The organism is Escherichia sp. WS568 (assembly GCF_046486085.1).
GTDB lineage: Bacteria > Pseudomonadota > Gammaproteobacteria > Enterobacterales > Enterobacteriaceae > Escherichia > Escherichia coli.
The window spans coordinates 89,299-105,383 of sequence record NZ_JBJQMC010000015.1; the positions used below are offsets into that span (position 1 = coordinate 89,299).

General features: G+C 46.5%; 13 protein-coding genes. 5 read left to right on the forward strand and 8 right to left on the reverse strand.

What is annotated here, in order from left to right:
- The first annotated feature begins 114 nt into the window (after positions 1-114).
- On the forward strand, positions 115-1,656 hold the full coding sequence (locus tag ACJHWR_RS16820) for a BCCT family transporter (protein WP_001199692.1): 1,542 nt from the start codon (positions 115-117) through the stop codon (positions 1,654-1,656).
- 55 nt (positions 1,657-1,711) lie between these two features.
- Here the strand turns inward: ACJHWR_RS16820 and ACJHWR_RS16825 are convergent, their stop codons facing one another.
- The 4 genes from ACJHWR_RS16825 to gcl all read right to left on the reverse strand — a co-directional run bounded on the left by ACJHWR_RS16825 (position 1,712) and on the right by gcl (position 6,368).
- A complete protein-coding gene (locus tag ACJHWR_RS16825) occupies positions 1,712-2,854 on the reverse strand; it encodes a glycerate kinase (RefSeq protein ID WP_000706586.1) in 1,143 nt (380 codons plus the stop codon).
- 74 nt (positions 2,855-2,928) lie between these two features.
- On the reverse strand, positions 2,929-3,816 hold the full coding sequence (locus ACJHWR_RS16830; RefSeq protein WP_001020472.1) for a 2-hydroxy-3-oxopropionate reductase: 888 nt from the start codon (positions 3,814-3,816) through the stop codon (positions 2,929-2,931).
- Between the two features lie 17 nt (positions 3,817-3,833).
- Complete coding sequence (gene hyi / locus ACJHWR_RS16835) at positions 3,834-4,616, reverse strand: hydroxypyruvate isomerase (RefSeq protein ID WP_001051319.1); 783 nt, start codon at positions 4,614-4,616, stop codon at positions 3,834-3,836.
- Positions 4,617-4,628: 12 nt separating this feature from the next.
- On the reverse strand, positions 4,629-6,368 hold the full coding sequence (gene gcl, locus ACJHWR_RS16840; RefSeq protein WP_012311859.1) for a glyoxylate carboligase: 1,740 nt from the start codon (positions 6,366-6,368) through the stop codon (positions 4,629-4,631).
- A gap of 393 nt (positions 6,369-6,761) precedes the next feature.
- Between gcl and dhaR the strand changes: the two genes are divergently transcribed.
- The 3 genes from dhaR (at position 6,762) to nhaC (ending at position 11,771) form a co-directional block, all read left to right on the forward strand.
- Positions 6,762-8,696 carry a dihydroxyacetone kinase operon transcriptional regulator DhaR gene (gene dhaR / locus ACJHWR_RS16845; protein ID WP_001312419.1) on the forward strand — a complete coding sequence of 645 codons (1,935 nt, stop codon included), beginning with the start codon at positions 6,762-6,764 and terminating at the stop codon, positions 8,694-8,696.
- A 286-nt stretch (positions 8,697-8,982) separates the two neighbouring features.
- Positions 8,983-10,353, forward strand: a complete 1,371-nt coding sequence (ibeA, locus tag ACJHWR_RS16850; RefSeq protein WP_000397938.1) for a putative intracellular survival FAD-dependent oxidoreductase IbeA — start codon at positions 8,983-8,985, stop codon at positions 10,351-10,353.
- A 14-nt stretch (positions 10,354-10,367) separates the two neighbouring features.
- A complete protein-coding gene (gene nhaC / locus ACJHWR_RS16855) occupies positions 10,368-11,771 on the forward strand; it encodes a Na+/H+ antiporter NhaC (protein ID WP_001208425.1) in 1,404 nt (467 codons plus the stop codon).
- A gap of 86 nt (positions 11,772-11,857) precedes the next feature.
- Here the strand turns inward: nhaC and hypT are convergent, their stop codons facing one another.
- The 4 genes from hypT to ACJHWR_RS16875 all read right to left on the reverse strand — a co-directional run bounded on the left by hypT (position 11,858) and on the right by ACJHWR_RS16875 (position 15,160).
- On the reverse strand, positions 11,858-12,769 hold the full coding sequence (hypT, locus tag ACJHWR_RS16860; protein WP_000348507.1) for a hypochlorite stress DNA-binding transcriptional regulator HypT: 912 nt from the start codon (positions 12,767-12,769) through the stop codon (positions 11,858-11,860).
- A 64-nt stretch (positions 12,770-12,833) separates the two neighbouring features.
- The gene (iadA, locus tag ACJHWR_RS16865) at positions 12,834-14,006 is read right to left on the reverse strand and encodes a beta-aspartyl-peptidase (RefSeq protein WP_000568441.1); all 1,173 of its coding nucleotides are present in this window, start codon (positions 14,004-14,006) and stop codon (positions 12,834-12,836) included.
- Positions 14,007-14,018: 12 nt separating this feature from the next.
- The gene (locus ACJHWR_RS16870; protein ID WP_000211971.1) at positions 14,019-14,480 is read right to left on the reverse strand and encodes a YjiG family protein; all 462 of its coding nucleotides are present in this window, start codon (positions 14,478-14,480) and stop codon (positions 14,019-14,021) included.
- Positions 14,477-15,160, reverse strand: a complete 684-nt coding sequence (locus ACJHWR_RS16875) for a nucleoside recognition domain-containing protein (protein ID WP_001295597.1) — start codon at positions 15,158-15,160, stop codon at positions 14,477-14,479. Before ACJHWR_RS16875 ends, ACJHWR_RS16870 begins: the two co-directional genes overlap by 4 nt.
- A 249-nt stretch (positions 15,161-15,409) precedes the next feature.
- Between ACJHWR_RS16875 and kptA the strand changes: the two genes are divergently transcribed.
- On the forward strand, positions 15,410-15,994 hold the full coding sequence (gene kptA / locus ACJHWR_RS16880; RefSeq protein ID WP_001151868.1) for an RNA 2'-phosphotransferase: 585 nt from the start codon (positions 15,410-15,412) through the stop codon (positions 15,992-15,994).
- Positions 15,995-16,085: the final 91 nt, after the last annotated feature.

Here is a 16,085-nt window from a genome sequence, read left to right on the forward strand (position 1 = left end):
ACTTTCACTTATTTGCGCCTTTTTTTCTTTACGCCTTTCCCGACAATTGCAACACATGAAAAAGGAACGGCGAAATATTCGTCCTCATTGAATGAAAACATTCAGGAGACTGAAATGCAATATTTAAAAAAACGCTTTTCTTTGATTGAACTGAATGTGTTTATCCCAGCAATATTATTTATTGCGGTAATCATTCTGTGTTTGACGATATATCCACAAGATACCAGCCGGTATATAAATAAAATACATCATTTTTTAACCTGGGAAATGGGCGGGATTTTTCTGGTCATGACTTTTCTGGTTGTACTTTGTTGTCTGTGGCTGGCCTTCTCACGTTATGGCGATATCTTGTTAGGTCAGTCGGGAGAAAAGCCTGACTTCAGCTTGTTAACCTGGCTTGGACTTATTTTTACTTCTGGAACGGGGGGCAGCTTGTTATATCTGGCCTCTGTAGAGTGGATTTGGATCATTCAGCAACCGCCTTTTGGCGCGACAGCAGGAAGCGCTCAGGCTGCTCGTTGGGCCTCTGCTTATGGCATGTTCCATTGGGGGCCGTCCGCATGGGCATGGTATCTGATTTGTGCCGTTCCCATTGGTTGGTTTATGCATGTTAAGAAAACGAACTCATTAAAGGTCAGTGATTTATGCCGTGGGTGTCTGGGGGCACGTGCTGATGGTTTTTGCGGGCATTGTGTGAATTTTTTCTACATGTTTGGTTTGCTCGGCGGCGCGGTAACGTCTCTGGCGCTGGGAACGCCGATGATTTCTGCCGTATTTTGCCATGTGTTCCATCTGGATCCTGCCGGGCAGTTTATCAATGTCATGGTTATTTTTATCTGGACGCTAGTGCCATTATTAATTCTCTTTTTTGGACTTAAAAAAGGTGTGGCATGGGCCAGTAACTGGAATATTCGTGCCGATATTTTTATGCTACTGGCAATACTGATTTGTGGACCGACAGCTTTTATACTTAACCAATCAATTGATGGTTTCGGCCTGATGCTGCAAAATTTTGTAGCGATGAGTTTAAGTACCGATGCTATTGGTCGTAGCGGATTTCCACAGATGTGGACCGTATTTTATTTTTCATGGTGGGTCGTGTATGCCATCCCATTCGGTTTATTTATCGCCCGTATTTCAAAAGGAAGGACGATCCGGCAATTGATTGTATGTGGAACTCTGGCAGGTTCATTGGGATGCATGGTTTTTTACATGGTACTGGCTAATTTCGGCTTATCGTTGCAGACAACTCATGTCATCGATTTTGTTCCCATACTTAACGAACAAGGGCGAGGCGTTGTCGTTTCTCGTTTACTGGAGCAGCTACCCGCAAGTCAGGTGTTTTTGGTTGCTTTTGGGGCTATAGCATTAATTTCATATATTACCGGACACTGTACTGTGGGTTATGCCCTCGGTTTTGCGACGCAAAAACGGGCAGATAGTGAGAGTGAACCGGCATTCTGGAACGTGGCATTTTGGTTGATTATGACCGGAATCGTCGCAATCACACTCTATCTTCTTGATGCGCAAAGTCTGCAACCGCTACAAACGGTCTCTATCCTGGCCGGACTACCGCTTTGCGGCGTAGTGTTTATTTTATTGAAGAGTTTTTTGACACAGCTTGCGGCTGAAGAGAAAACCGCGAGAGATGAATAATGATGTTCAGGAATGCCCGGTAATTTGCATTATCGGGCATTTTACCGAACGGGAATTAACTCAGGACTGCATGAAAATACCCTGCCAAATTTTCTCCGAGACGAATTAAATTATTTTCCCCCTGACTCAGCGCGGTGGGTAAATCACAAGGACCATTGACGACGGAAAAACAGGCTTCGATTCCACACTGGCGTAACTCATTCAAATCAAGTTGATCATCGATATACCCGGCAATTGCGATAACCGGAACGCCCATCATCTGGGCGATTTTGGCCGCCCCCACAGGTGCTTTGCCATTCAGGCTTTGACGGTCTAATTTACCTTCACCGACAATCGCCAATGCTGCATATTTTAAATGTTGGGTATATTGAATCGCTTCCAGCACGAGCGAAATACCCGGTTGTAAGCGAGCATCGAGAAAAGCCATCAAGGCCGCGCCAACGCCGCCAGCCGCCCCAGAACCGGGTATCGTATCGACTTCTTTACCACAACAACGGTAGATGCAACGGGCATAGTTTTTCATTCCCTGTTCCAGTTGCTCAAGGTTGTCAGCACTGGCCCCTTTTTGTTGAGCAAAAACCCGAGTCGCGCCGTTATCGCCGGTTAGTGGGTTGGTGACATCACAGGCTGCAATAAATTTCACATTTTTCAATCGTGGATCGAGGTGCTGTAAGTCAATGTGGTGAATTGCCGCCAGCCCCATCCCATTAACAGAGACTGATAGCCCTTCGGCGTCTGTAAACGATGCGCCAAGTGCCGACATCAACCCAATACCGCCATCATTTGTAGCACTGCCACCCAGGCATAGAATAACGGTATCAATATTGTGTTCCAGGGCGGCGAGAATAAGTTCGCCAGTGCCAAACGACGTCGTATAAAGGGGAGAACGCTGGACAGGAGAAACCAGTTCCAGCCCTGAAGCTTGTGCCAGTTCTATCACTGCGGTGGTTTGGTTGCCTAAAATACCGTATTGCGCATGTATTGATTCGCCAAGCGGTCCGGTGACTTTTTTAGTGTAAAACGTACCGTCAGTCGCATGAATGAGTGTTTCGAGCGTGCCTTCGCCGCCGTCAGCCACGGGCAAACACACCAGTTGGCTGCCAGGCAGGACCTTGCGCCAGCCGGTTGCCAGCGCTTCGGCGACTTTCCATGCGGGAAGGCATTCTTTAAAGGAGTCGGGGGAGATAACTATCTTCATAGCAGGTCTCTCAAAATAGGGGAATGGGGCAGGGCAACGAGTGAACGAAGGGAACCGGTGGTTCCCTTAATTCATTATTTACGGATAGTGAAATTGGCTTGTGTTTCAAGCGCCCGAATTAACGCAGAATGATCCCACTCTTTACCACCGAGCGCGGCGCAGGCGCTAAATAATTGTTGCGTCATAGCCGTGTTAGGAAGCGGGGTATTCAACAGGCGAGCATTCTCCAGTGCCAGATTCAGATCTTTTTGATGCAGGCTAATTCGAAAACCAGGGGCGAATGTCCCTTTGATCATCCGTTCGCCATGAACTTCCAATACACGAGAGGAAGCAAAACCCCCCATCAGAGCTTCACGTACGCGGGCGGGATCGGCACCTGATTTACTGGCAAAGAGCAGGGCTTCAGCCACCGCTTCAATATTCAGTGCAACAATAATTTGGTTAGCGACTTTGCACGTTTGACCATCACCGACGTTCCCGACCAGAGTGATATTTTTACCCATCAATTCCAGAATCGGTTTGATCTGTAAATAAACCTCTTCACATCCGCCAACCATAATGGAAAGCGTCCCGGCTTTCGCGCCAACTTCACCGCCAGAGACGGGCGCATCGATATATTCCGCGCCTCCCGCGATAATACGTTGTGCAAATGCTTTGGTGGCAACCGGGGAAATTGAACTCATATCAATGACAATTTTCCCGTGGCTTAAACCGTGTATTACGCCATAGTTGGGATGAAAAAGAACATCCTCAACATGTGGGGTATCAGGGAGCATGGTGATGATGACCTCACACTCCTGCGCGACTTCACGCGGTGTAGAGCAAACAATGCCACGTTCACCAATAAGCTCTTGCGGTGCAGGTTCAAAATGCGCTGAAAAATAAAGAGTATGTCCGGCTTGTTGTAAATTATAAGCCATCGGCTTACCCATTATGCCGGTGCCGATAAATCCAATATTCATGATAAATACCTCAGGGATTAAAATTGAGTCTCGTTTTTTAGCCAGCGTAGACTTTCAGTCGTTGTCGTAGATGGAATATATTCGCAACCAATCCATCCCTGATAACCAATCTGGTCTATATAATTTAACAACCACGGGTAATTAATTTCTCCCGTCCCTGGTTCATGACGCCCAGGGTTATCGGCTAATTGAATATGTCCAATGTTATTCAGGTTGTTTTTGATTGTTGTAGCAATATTCCCTTCCATGATTTGCATATGATAAATATCGTATTGGTAGCGCAAATCAGGATGTTTTACATCATGAATAATATTGAGAGCTTGTCTGGTATTGTTAACAAAAAAACCGGGAATATCTTTTGTATTAATGGCTTCCAGAACTAACTTTATCCCATGAGAAGCCAATTTATCTACCGCATAGCGCAAATTTTCGACCAGTGTTTCATGACATTGTTCATGCGAATAACCACCTGGATGTTTTCCTGCAAGGCAATTAACTTGTGAACAATTAAGGGCCAATGCATACTCTATTGCCCTGGAAACGCTCTCCTGAAATTCTTTTGCCCGACCAGGATGACATGCAATACCCCGTTCACCCTCTTGCCAGTTACCCGCAGGAAGATTAAACAGAACCTGCGTCAGATTATGTTGATGCAGTTGCGAAACCAACTCATCTGCAGAAAAGTCATAGGGGAAAAGATACTCAACGCCGTGGAATCCTGCGTGACTTGCCTGTGCAAAACGTTCAATAAATGGATACTCGGTAAAGAGCATAGATAAATTTGCTGCAAACTTTGCCATAATCCTGTTTCCTTATAAATCGAGAATTTCTTCAAATTCTGTGACTTTATTAATGTCAGGTCCCATAGCGATATTAGTCACGCGTTCAGCAATAATTTCCACAACAACAGGTACGTGAAATTCGTCACGCAAACGCTGGGCTTCTTGCAGTGCAGGCGCAATATCCTGTGATGCGAATACGCGAATCGCTTTACATCCTAATCCTTCAACCACAGCTTTATGATCAACGCCATAACCATTAATTTCTGGAGCATTAATATTTTCAAATGACAGTTGAACGCAATAATCAATATCAAATGCACGTTGTGATTGACGAATCAAACCAAGATAAGCGTTGTTAAGTAAAATATGGATATACGGAAGATTAAATTGTGCGCCGACGGCTAATTCTTCAATCAAGAATTGAAAATCGTAATCACCGGATATTGCCACAACGGGAACAGATGGATCAGCTTTTACCGCGCCCAGTGCTGCGGGCATTGTCCAGCCTAGCGGCCCAGCCTGACAGGCATTAATCCAGTGGCGTGGGCGGTAAACATGTAAAAATTGGTTTGCGGCGATTTGCGCCAGACCAATTGTCGAAATATAGCGTGTCTCCGGTCCGAAAACCTTATTCATTTCGTGATACACGCGCTGCGGTTTAATTGGATTGCAGTCAAAGTCTGAACGACGAAGCATTGTGCGTTTACGCTCGGCACATTCGGCAATCCAGCGACTGCGGTCTTTCAGTTCTCCACGTGACTTCATATCACGGGCGACCTGAATAAATAGCGTTAAGGCGCTTTCAGCATCAGAAACAATGCCCAGATCCGGCGCAAATATCCGGCCAATTTGTGCAGGTTCGATATCAACATGAATGAATTTGCGGCCTTCGGTGTAGGTCTCAATGGCTCCGGTATGACGGTTTGCCCAACGGTTACCGATACCAAAAACAAAATCGGAGGCCAGATAACTGGCGTTACCATAGCGATGACCCGCCTGACATCCCATGCGACCAATCATTAGGGGATGATCATCTGATAATGCGCCCCAACCGCGTAAGGTTTGAATGACGGGAACGCCAGTTAACTCGACAAACTCACGCAACAATTCACTCGCTTCGGCGTTAATAATGCCACCGCCAGCGATGATGACGGGCTTTTCGGCGCCATTTAGCATTTCTAATGCGCGTACGGCCTGGGCCCGTGTTGCCTGAGGTTGCCAGGGGGTTAGTGGCTGATAGAGATCGATATCAAACTCAATTTCGGTCATCTGAACATCAAAAGGGAGATCTAAAAGAACCGGGCCAGGGCGGCCTGAACGCATTTCCCAGAAGGCTTTCTGGAATATCCCCGGCAACTGACCCGCTTCGAGAATTGTGCGAGCCATTTTGGTTACTGGCGTGGCGATAGCCTCAATATCGACGGCCTGGAAATCTTCTTTATGAAGTTTTCCTACGGGAGCTTGACCAGTAATGCAGAGAATAGGAATGGAATCCGCGGAGGCGGAATAAAGCCCCGTAATCATATCAGTGCCCGCAGGGCCTGATGTGCCAATACACACGCCAATATTGCCATTCTGACTGCGGGTGTAACCTTCAGCCATATGCGAGGCGCCCTCAACATGACGGGCCAGAATATGATCAATACCGCCTGATTTTTTCATCGCGGCATAGAGTGGGTTGATTGCTGCGCCGGGTACACCAAAAGCAACGCTAATGCCTTCTTTTTTCAGTATTTCTACTGCAGCTTCGATTGCACGCATCCTCGCCATACATTATTTCTCCTGATATTTACGCTGAGTTGAATAGTCAGTCAATTTTGGAATTTAACGACGAAATATCTTTGAGGAAATAAAAGGGCAGAACAAATTTCGCTGCACTGTTTCACAGTGAAACAACTCGTATGCCTGTGTTGTTTCAGTTTGAATAATGATAAATATCAAACGCAAAGATTTCAGATGTTGTTGGCATTTTTAAAATTTATCTAATGTATTATTCGTTTTTTATTGCTTTAACGGTTATTCTTTCTAATGTATGTATGGTTACATTGTTGATAAGGTCTGTTTTTGTAATGATCCAGACTAGATATTATTGCGTTTGATCAAGCTTACTGGCATAGCATTCTGATACAAGTTCTGAAAATGACTTGAATGGATATTATTATAATGAATAAAGAGTCGTATCATAATGATCTAAAAAATAAATGGAAAATGTTTGTTAAGCATGGTTGGGTCGCGACAAATTCGACTAATCATGTGATGCTGAGGTCATGGCAAAAATGTCTCAAGCATTGTGACCCTCGCCACTGGAACACGCCTGTCAAAGCTTCCGGGCAAACATTGCAGACGATTTTTTCTCGTAACGAAGAGTTTATTAGAATTTCACAAAGAGTTGTTGAAGACCATTTCACCCTGGCTGGTGACGACCGGTTGGCATTTTTGATCATTGACCCACACGGCTGGGTTCTATCGTTGAATGCAGCAGGCGATTATTCCAGTCAATTGCGAGAGTTAGGAATTGAATCTGGTATGTCATGGGCCGAAGATGGCATTGGAACCAATGTATATAGTCTTTGTCGGGAAACAAATTTATATACACAACTGGAAGGAGCAGAACATTTTAGTGAACAGCTACATTGTTATGCGATGAGCGCTGCTCCGGTCATTGATTATTATGGTAATATCCATGGATACATTGTATGTATAATTGAAACTACCGCCGAGCTTGTTAAATTAAAAACATCATATTCATGTGCAACAGAAATCGCTAATTATATCTATATTGAGAATGAACAAAAGTTAATAAACAAAGTACTTTGCCAGCATAATGCTGTGATTGAATGCATGGATGACGGTTTTATTTGTTGGAATAGTCATTCTTTAATTACGATGGTTAATTCTCAAGCACAAACACTACTGAATATTGATAAAGAAAGTTTAATTGGTCAGAACATCCGAAAAGGATTCGTATTTCCGCCGATTTTGAATGAGGCAATTACACAACGGAACAAACTATCGCAAAAGCAAATTGTCCTCGAATGCCGTGGCGAATTTATTGAACTTATGGTTACCCTTCGCCCGTTAAGCGATGGTTCGTTTTTGCTTTTTCTTCATCCATTAGACAAAATCAGGAAAATAGCCCAACAGCAAATAAGCACTAATGCAAATTTTACCTTTGACAGTTTACATGCGGCTTCAGGTGGTATGAAGCAGGTATTACTTATCGCTCGCCGGGCAATTAAATCCATCTCTCCGATTTTGATCAATGGCGAAGAAGGTGTGGGAAAATTGAGTTTGGCGATGGCAATACATAATGAGAGCGAGCAACGTGATGGGCCATTTATTTCTGTAGATTGTCAGATGCTATCACCAGAAAATATCTTACACGAACTTCTTGGCTCTGATGTTGGTCCTTCGCCATCGAAATTTGAACTGGCTCATAATGGCACCTTATATCTGGATAAAGTCGAATATCTATCAGGGGAAGTTCAGAGTGTTTTATTGAAAGTATTGAAAACGGGGCTTGTTACTCGCTCAGACAGTCATCGTTTGATCCCCGTACGCTTTCGCCTGATTACATGTACCAGTAGTTCTTTACGTGAGTACGTGCAACAAGGGGCTTTTAGCCGACAGCTATATTATGAGATCTCCATGAATGAAATTGAAATTCCGCCATTGCGCAAACGTCGTGAAGATCTCAAGCAAATGATTGACGATATTATTGATAAGTATCAGGAGCGCACTCGAAAAAAAATGACAATCACGCCTGACGCAAATTCAGTTCTGCTTGAGTACCGTTGGCCTGGAAACATCTCCGAGTTCAAAAATCGAATGGAGAAGGTATTTATTAACTGCAATCGGCTTGTCCTCGGATTAGAGAATATTCCTCTGGATATCCGACAAAATAACAGTAGTGGCGACGATGATATCCCTCATCTTACTTCACTGGCAGAATTGGAGATGCAAGCTATTGAGCATACATGTCGTGTCTGCGAATGGAATCTAACTAAAGCAGCTGAAGTATTAAAAATTGGTCGTACAACATTATGGCGCAAGCTTAAAATCTATAATCTCTATCCAAATGTTGAGCATGCAGATTGATGCTTTTCAAATTGAAAGAATTTTAATATCGCAGTGTTTCATTTTGATGCAGTGCTTTAATGGTATTGAAATATTGTGATGTGCTCCATAAATGCCAATGTGGTTATTAGCCAGGGAGACGGAAAATGTGTTTACACTCCTGAAATAATAAAAAACAGGCAAAGAGAGATGATCTCCTTGTATGTCTGTATTAGCATGATGTTGCTTGTTAATAATTAAAAATATCAACGCGCTTATATAAGCGCGGGGGATTGTTTTACTCAATTATTGAATACGGAGATAAAGTATGGAATTTTATCTGGAACCCGCTCGTAATATACCTGTACTGGCAACCACGGAAGTGTTAGTTGTTGGTGGTGGTCCATCGGGTATTGCCGCAGCAATGAGTGCCGCTCGTGAAGGCGCAGCTACTATGCTGATTGAACGTTTCGGTTGTTTTGGCGGAATGATGACAACGGCTGGCGTCGAGTCAATTGCCTGGTGGCGTCATGAAAATACGGTAGAGTCAGGTGGACTGGCACGCGAAATAGAAGAAACGGCAAAATCAATGGGGGCGTCCAGCCCTGAGCCGCAATCGAATAGTCAGGCTATTAACGCCGAGCGTTTCAAACTGGTTGCGGATGCAATGCTTGAACAGGCAGGTGTGCGCCGCGTACTACACATTACCGCCGTTGATGTTATTAAGCAGGGCAATAATTTACTCGGCGTAATAACAGAGAGTAAATCTGGTCGTCAGGCTATTTTGGCGAATGTCATTATTGACTGTACTGGCGATGCCGATATTGCATGGTTTGCCGGAGCACCATTTATTAAGCGTGAACGCGAAGAGCTAATGTGTATGACAACCGTTTTTAGTTGCGCAAATATAAATAAAAACGCGTTCATGCAAAATATTAAGAGCACGGAACCTAAATATGGAGACTGGGGGGCGGATGAAGAAAATAAAAACTGGTCTTATGATGTTCATGAATCTTGTCGCGATATGTTTAGCCCTTATCTGGGTAAAGTCTTTGCGAAAGGAAAGTCGGCAGGAATTATTCCAAAAGATGTGACGTTAGGCGGTTCCTGGAGTACGGTCACCGAGTATGGTGATGCGAATTACTTGAACGTTGTCAGCATCCCTGCCGTCGATTGTACGGATGTTTTTGACCTGACGCGTGCAGAAATAGAAGGCCGCAAGCAAGCCATGCAGGCGATTGAAGCGTTGCGTCAATTCCAGCCAGGATTTGAACAGGCACAATTAAAAAATTTCGGTATGACGGTGGGAACAAGAGAATCAAGACATATTATTGGGCGAGTCCAGCTTACGGAAAATGATATTTGTAATGAGGGACGTCATGCGGATTCAATAGGGGTATTCCCTGAGTTTATAGATGGAAATGGTCATCTTAAATTACCTCTTGAAGCGAACTATTTTCAAATCCCTTATGGCGTAATGATTCCGCAGCAAGTTGAAAACCTGTTGGTTTGCGGACGGGCAATCGATGCAGATAATTTCGCCTATGCGACAATCCGTAATATGGGGTGTTGTATTGTCACTGGAGAAGGTGCAGGGACTGCCGCTGCTATTGCCATTAAAAATAACACTACCGTTTCACAGGTAGATATTCAGACGGTACAGGAACGCTTACAGCAAAATGGCGTAAAAGTCTTTTAACAGGGAATAAAGTTATGAGAGAAAAACCCAGTTTTTATGTCGCGCTTACACCGATCATTTTTATGATGATCGTGTTGGTTGTTGGCATCGGTGTTATGGGCTGGCCTGCCAGCGTCTGTTTATTAATTTCAGCGGCGTTTTCCTGCATTATTGCAATGGCTAAGCTGAAATATACCTGGGATGAAATCCAGGGGTTTATTATCGATAAGATTTCGGCGGTGATGGCACCGGTACTTATCGTTATTTTCGTTGGCTTTATGGTCGCGACATGGAGCTATGCAGGTACACTGCCGATGCTGGTTTATTACGGTATGTTACTGGTTGCGCCCGCATGGCTTTATGCTATAGCGTTTTTTCTGAACGCAGTATTGTCCTATGTTTCCGGGGCATCATGGGGATCTGTCGCTTCTATTGGTGTTGCATTAATGGGCATCGGTTCCGGCTTACATGCCGATCTTCCAATTCTGGCGGCAGCCATTGTTACCGGGGCTTATTTTGGCGACAAACTTTCACCGTTAAGTGATACCACTAACCTGACTTCAGCGGTAACCAAAACTAAACTTTATGATCTGATTAAATATCTACTCTGGACGACCATCCCATCAACGATTATTAGCCTGCTGTTTTTTACCTGGCTGGGAATGATTCATACTTCTACGGGCTCTATTTCACCAGAAAGCATGCAGATGCTGGTACAGCTCAAAGAGTTATATAAGTTTGGTCTGTTACCGCTACTGCCTATGCTTATTGTTCTGTGCTTTACCTTTTTGCGTTTGCCTACAGTACCGGCATTATTAAGCAGTGCGTTCGTGGCCGTATTGGTTGGATGGCTGTATCAAGGTTTCCCGCTGGCCGAAGGTATTAAGGCCACAATGAGTGGTTTCCGTCTGACGATGATCACTGATTCAACGACGCTGTTACCTTCTGTGAAAGAACTGCTTGAACAAGGCGGCCTGAATAATCAGGGCGGATTCCTGTCATTTATTATCTGCGCCATGATGTTTGCTGGCATCCTGACGGGAACAGGAATGATGGATGTCACATTACAAAGTGCGGCAAACAAAATAAAAAGTGCCTTTGGCGCTATTCTGGCAAGCGGTGTTTTAGCGATCATCATTAACTTACTTACCGGTTCTGATGGTTTGAATAAGATTGTTATATCTGAATTGATGATGAAGAAATTCGAAGATCTTAATTTATCACCGTTAGTCTTAGCCCGAACGCTGGAAGATTTTGGCACCATGAGCGCGCCAATTATTCCGTGGTCAGCTGCCGGATTGTATATGGCGACAACACTAGGCGTGCCGACGTTTAGTTACTTGCCGTACTGTGTATTCTGTTTCTGCTCGATGATATTTGCGTTGATCTATGCTTCTACAGGTTTCCGTTTACTGCGCTTCAACGAAGCAAAGGCCTGAGTTATTCAAGATAATAAATGCGTTTGCCGGATGGATTAATCTCCATCCGGCGTTAATGTCAAAATTCCATGTTCTGCAGAATAATGTCAGCTAAGCACAATCTCCAGCTCGCGCAGTTCACGCCAGAAGCGTTCGGCAACGGGATTCATACGGGTGTTCATCCTGTATGCGTAAGCCTGAATCGGGATCACCAGTTCGTCCCGATTAAGCACAACGAGCTGCCCGCTGCGAATTTCTTGTTGTATGGCGTACTCCGGTAGCCAGGCAATCCCACAGCCGTCGAGGGCAACCTGCTTTAAAAGCTCGCTCATCGAAGAGACAAAAAAGGTGCTGAAACTTAACTCACTGTGGCGCGTCAGGGTGCGATTAATCAATCGCCCCATGTAGGAATTGCGGCTGTAATTCAGTAACGGAAAGTGTGGCTGCGCGAGGTTAAAAAGTGCTTCTCCGTGTTCGTCACTGGCGCAGACGGGGAACAATTGAGATTCAAATAAGCGAATGTGGTCAAATGGTGCTTCCAGCAAATCTTCGTCGTGAAAGGAAAAAATACAGTCACTTTGCCCTTCACGCAGTTTATCGACCGCTTCATCGACATCAATGGCTTCAATCGCCCAGGTAAAGAGCGGCGGCATCTGGCTGATAATGGACGGTAACAGACCGAGGGAAAGAGAGTGTGCAGCGGCTATCTTGATTTTACGTTGCGCGTAATCGCTGCCGCCACGCAGCTCTGCCAGGTTGCTTTCTAACTGTTGCAACAGATGGCGGATCTGCGAATGAAAGATTTTCCCTTGTTCCGAGAGTTGCAGCGGCGTCACCTGGCGGTTAAACAATTCAACGCCAATCGCCTGTTCCAGTGCACGGATGCGGCGGCTGAATGCCGGTTGCGAGACGTTGCGACTGACTGCCGCCTGGGAAAAGTTGCGGCATTTTTCCAGGGTCAGAAAATCATAAAGCCATTTTGTTTCAATATTATGCAAAACCGCACCACAGCCATCCATTACGTTTTACTCTGTCAGCCGCCCTTGCGGGCATTCTACGTCCATTCGGGCGGCTGACAACCGTTTAAGCCGTTTCAAACGTTCCTTTCACGCAGGCTTTGCCGTCTTTGACCATCAGTTTGCCGCGAGCGTATACCTGCTCAATGCGCAATTCTGGCGTCATGACCAGTAAGTCTGCATCATTGCCTGGCAGAATTTCGCCTTTCCCGGTCAGGTTAAGGAAACCGGCTACGCTACTGGTGAGCGGGCGCAGGGCATCGCTGATACTGAAATCATAGTCTTTGACCAGCACCTGCACGGTTTCCAGCAACGTTTCAAAACCGGCAACACCGATATGGGTTAAATTCCCTTCGTCATCGAAGAACGGCTGGCTACCGTTGCCGTCGGAGCTGAGGGTGACGCGTGCCAGCGGAATACCCGCCTGAACGGCGCGGGCAATACCTTCGGCAGGGGCGACCGGTTCGTCAATGCTGCTGGTGATGTCGATAGTGCCGCCTTTGTGCGCAAACTCCAGCGCCTGCTCAAACAACGGAACGTTGCGGTTAACGTGGGTCGGCAGCAGCTTGCTGATCGGCACATCGCAGTTTTCCAGCAGGTCATAGACAGGCTGTAACGCCTTTTTACTGTCGCCCATGTGGAACACGGTGACGCCAGGTTTACCGCCAAGCAAACCGCCAACGCGGGATTCCGCCGCCATATTAGCCAGGTGATAAACGTCCGGTGCGGCAGAACGGTGATCAGAGATGGCGCATTTCACACCAATCACGCGATCGATAATCGCCACGTCTTTTTCCACGGAACCCGTAATAGTGCGGGAAGGGACATGATAAGCGCCGGTCAGCATCCAGGCGCTGATGCCTTCTTCATTGAGCGCACGGGTCTTGGCGAGCAGGGATTCCGGGTGGCGAGAGATAGAGTCGGTGCCCAGCAGACCAACCACTGACGTGACGCCCGCTTCCGTCAGGCGACTTAACGCCACTTCCGGCGTGCGCGTCGTGGGACCTGCTTCACCGCCACCGCCAATCAAATGAACGTGTTGATCAATAAAACCTGGGCAGAGGATCTGCCCGCTGAGATCGACAACCGTGCAGTCCGGTACAATGTCAGAAGGGATATTACTGGCAACGGCGATAATTTTGCCGTTAGCGACGAGGACATCGCAAACTCCCCGATCTTCCGGCGCATACAAATGCGCTCCCTGCAGCAGGGTAAAACCGGCTGCGGTATAATCAATCATGGTAACTCCTTGTTAAACAATAAGCTGCATAACCCAGATCGACAGCAATGCGTTAATCACGCAGACCGTAATGATATGCGGGTAATATTTGGCATTCACTTCGGCTGTCCCCAGGCAGCGACCGACATTTTGCACCGGGTTGCCCATTAAATACATCGCGGGCAGTAAAACGGTGACATCGTGGCCGGTTAATGCGCCAGCGGTCGCCAGACTGGCGGCAACACCGACTGCGCCGCCCATACTCATTAATGCGGCTAAAAGGACGGTTGCCGCTTCACCTGGCAATCCCCACAGCGCCATTACCGGTTCACAGATATGCCCCACCCAGTCGAGCAGGCCGGTAATTTTCAGCGCCTGAATGATGACAAACGCCATCACCACGTTTGGCAGCAGGTTGGTGGTGGCGATAGTAAAGCCACGGCGCGCGCCATCGATAAACATATCCATGACGTTTTTGCGGACCTGAGTTGTCATGCTTGCGCTCCTTGCGTTGGGTTGCGACGTTCTTCGAAGTTAAGCCAGACGCGCAAAATGTTGGCTCCGACAAATTTAAACACCAGGATGACGGCTAAAGGTACGATTACGGACGTGCCCAGAAAGGCAAACACCGCGACGCCGGAAGAGAAGTAGTTGGTGATAATGGCGCTACCGCTGGTTTGATATGCGGCGAATATCACTTTATCACGTTCGGTAATTTCACCTTCCTGCGCCAGCTCTTTGGTCATACCGGCGGCGGCATCGGTGTTTTGCAGGTTAGCGATCAGCGCCAGCGAGCAGATCCCTGGAATGCCCAACAACGGTTTTAGCACGGGCGTCATTAACTGCTGCGCGGCGCGCAATCCGCCAAGACCATCGGTAATCGAGATAATTCCCAGAGAGAGAATGACTGACGGTGCCAGCTCCAGCGCAAAGAGAAAGCCATCTTTAGCCCCCGCGCCACCCGCCCCGCGAAACGAGGTGGTGGCTCCGTTCGCACCAGGCAGTTGCCCAAACGATCCGTTCAGAACGGAAAAATCAAAAACGCGCCACCAGCTGTCTGTTCCGGAAAAAACACCGGAAAAAAAGATTATGGTGAGAAAAAAAGCCAGATACCCTTTAATACCCACTTTTTCTGTCGCCAGCTCCCCGGCTACAGCATCCCCTTGTTGTGTCATAACAATCCCCATTGTTTTTTTGTGTTTGTGTGTTGCTTGAGCCAGGAAAATTCCTGGAGCTGAAAAACCTTATCAGCCATGTGGGTATGGGGAAAATGCAAGTATGTTTCTGGCTATGCGTTTTTTGCATAGCGGAAAAATTACGCTATAGGGAAAAGGTTCTGCGCTGGATTGAATTGCAGTAAATTCATAAACCCAGTGACAATGACATAAGTAAATAAAAACAGAAAATCCAGGGACGAAAACGAGATGGCAAAGTACAACGAAAAAGAGCTGGCGGATACGAGCAAGTTTTTAAGTTTTGTCCTCCGACACAAACCGGAGTCGATTGGTATCGTACTGGACCGTGAAGGATGGGCGGATATCGATAAGCTCATACTTTGTGCCCAAAAAGCGGGCAAGCGGTTAACCCGTGCATTGCTGGATACCGTTGTCGCCACCAGCGATAAAAAGCGTTTTAGTTATTCCAGTGATGGTAGGTGCATCCGCGCGGTTCAGGGGCATTCGACTTCGCAGGTCGCTATTTCCTTTGCCGAAAAAACACCGCCACAGTTTCTCTACCACGGTACGGCAAGCCGTTTCCTTGACGAGATAAAAAAACAGGGGCTGATTGCAGGTGAGCGTCACTACGTACATCTCTCTGCTGATGAAGCAACGGCACGCAAAGTGGGAGCAAGACACGGATCGCCGGTTATTTTAACCGTCAAAGCACAGGAAATGGCGAAACGAGGCCTCCCTTTCTGGCAAGCGGAAAACGGGGTCTGGCTGACATCAACGGTTGCTGTTGAGTTTCTTGAGTGGCCGTTCATGCCGGCTGGGTTACAAAAACAATAAATTCAAGATATTGCAGGGGTTATATAGGACTGATAAGCGCAGCGGATCAGGCAATGTAGCGTTTGTTATCAGTCGGAAAGGATACCCTCGC

Excerpts from the sequence above, each read along its gene's own strand:
- ACJHWR_RS16820 (WP_001199692.1), top strand. The coding sequence starts at position 115 with ATGCAATATTTAAAAAAACGCTTTTCTTTGATTGAACTGAATGTGTTT.
- ACJHWR_RS16825 (WP_000706586.1), bottom strand. The coding sequence starts at position 2,854 with ATGAAGATAGTTATCTCCCCCGACTCCTTTAAAGAATGCCTTCCCGCA.
- ACJHWR_RS16830 (WP_001020472.1), bottom strand. The coding sequence starts at position 3,816 with ATGAATATTGGATTTATCGGCACCGGCATAATGGGTAAGCCGATGGCT.
- hyi (WP_001051319.1), bottom strand. The coding sequence starts at position 4,616 with ATGGCAAAGTTTGCAGCAAATTTATCTATGCTCTTTACCGAGTATCCA.
- gcl (WP_012311859.1), bottom strand. The coding sequence starts at position 6,368 with ATGGCGAGGATGCGTGCAATCGAAGCTGCAGTAGAAATACTGAAAAAA.
- dhaR (WP_001312419.1), top strand. The coding sequence starts at position 6,762 with ATGAATAAAGAGTCGTATCATAATGATCTAAAAAATAAATGGAAAATG.
- ibeA (WP_000397938.1), top strand. The coding sequence starts at position 8,983 with ATGGAATTTTATCTGGAACCCGCTCGTAATATACCTGTACTGGCAACC.
- nhaC (WP_001208425.1), top strand. The coding sequence starts at position 10,368 with ATGAGAGAAAAACCCAGTTTTTATGTCGCGCTTACACCGATCATTTTT.
- hypT (WP_000348507.1), bottom strand. The coding sequence starts at position 12,769 with ATGGATGGCTGTGGTGCGGTTTTGCATAATATTGAAACAAAATGGCTT.
- iadA (WP_000568441.1), bottom strand. The coding sequence starts at position 14,006 with ATGATTGATTATACCGCAGCCGGTTTTACCCTGCTGCAGGGAGCGCAT.
- ACJHWR_RS16870 (WP_000211971.1), bottom strand. The coding sequence starts at position 14,480 with ATGACAACTCAGGTCCGCAAAAACGTCATGGATATGTTTATCGATGGC.
- ACJHWR_RS16875 (WP_001295597.1), bottom strand. The coding sequence starts at position 15,160 with ATGACACAACAAGGGGATGCTGTAGCCGGGGAGCTGGCGACAGAAAAA.
- kptA (WP_001151868.1), top strand. The coding sequence starts at position 15,410 with ATGGCAAAGTACAACGAAAAAGAGCTGGCGGATACGAGCAAGTTTTTA.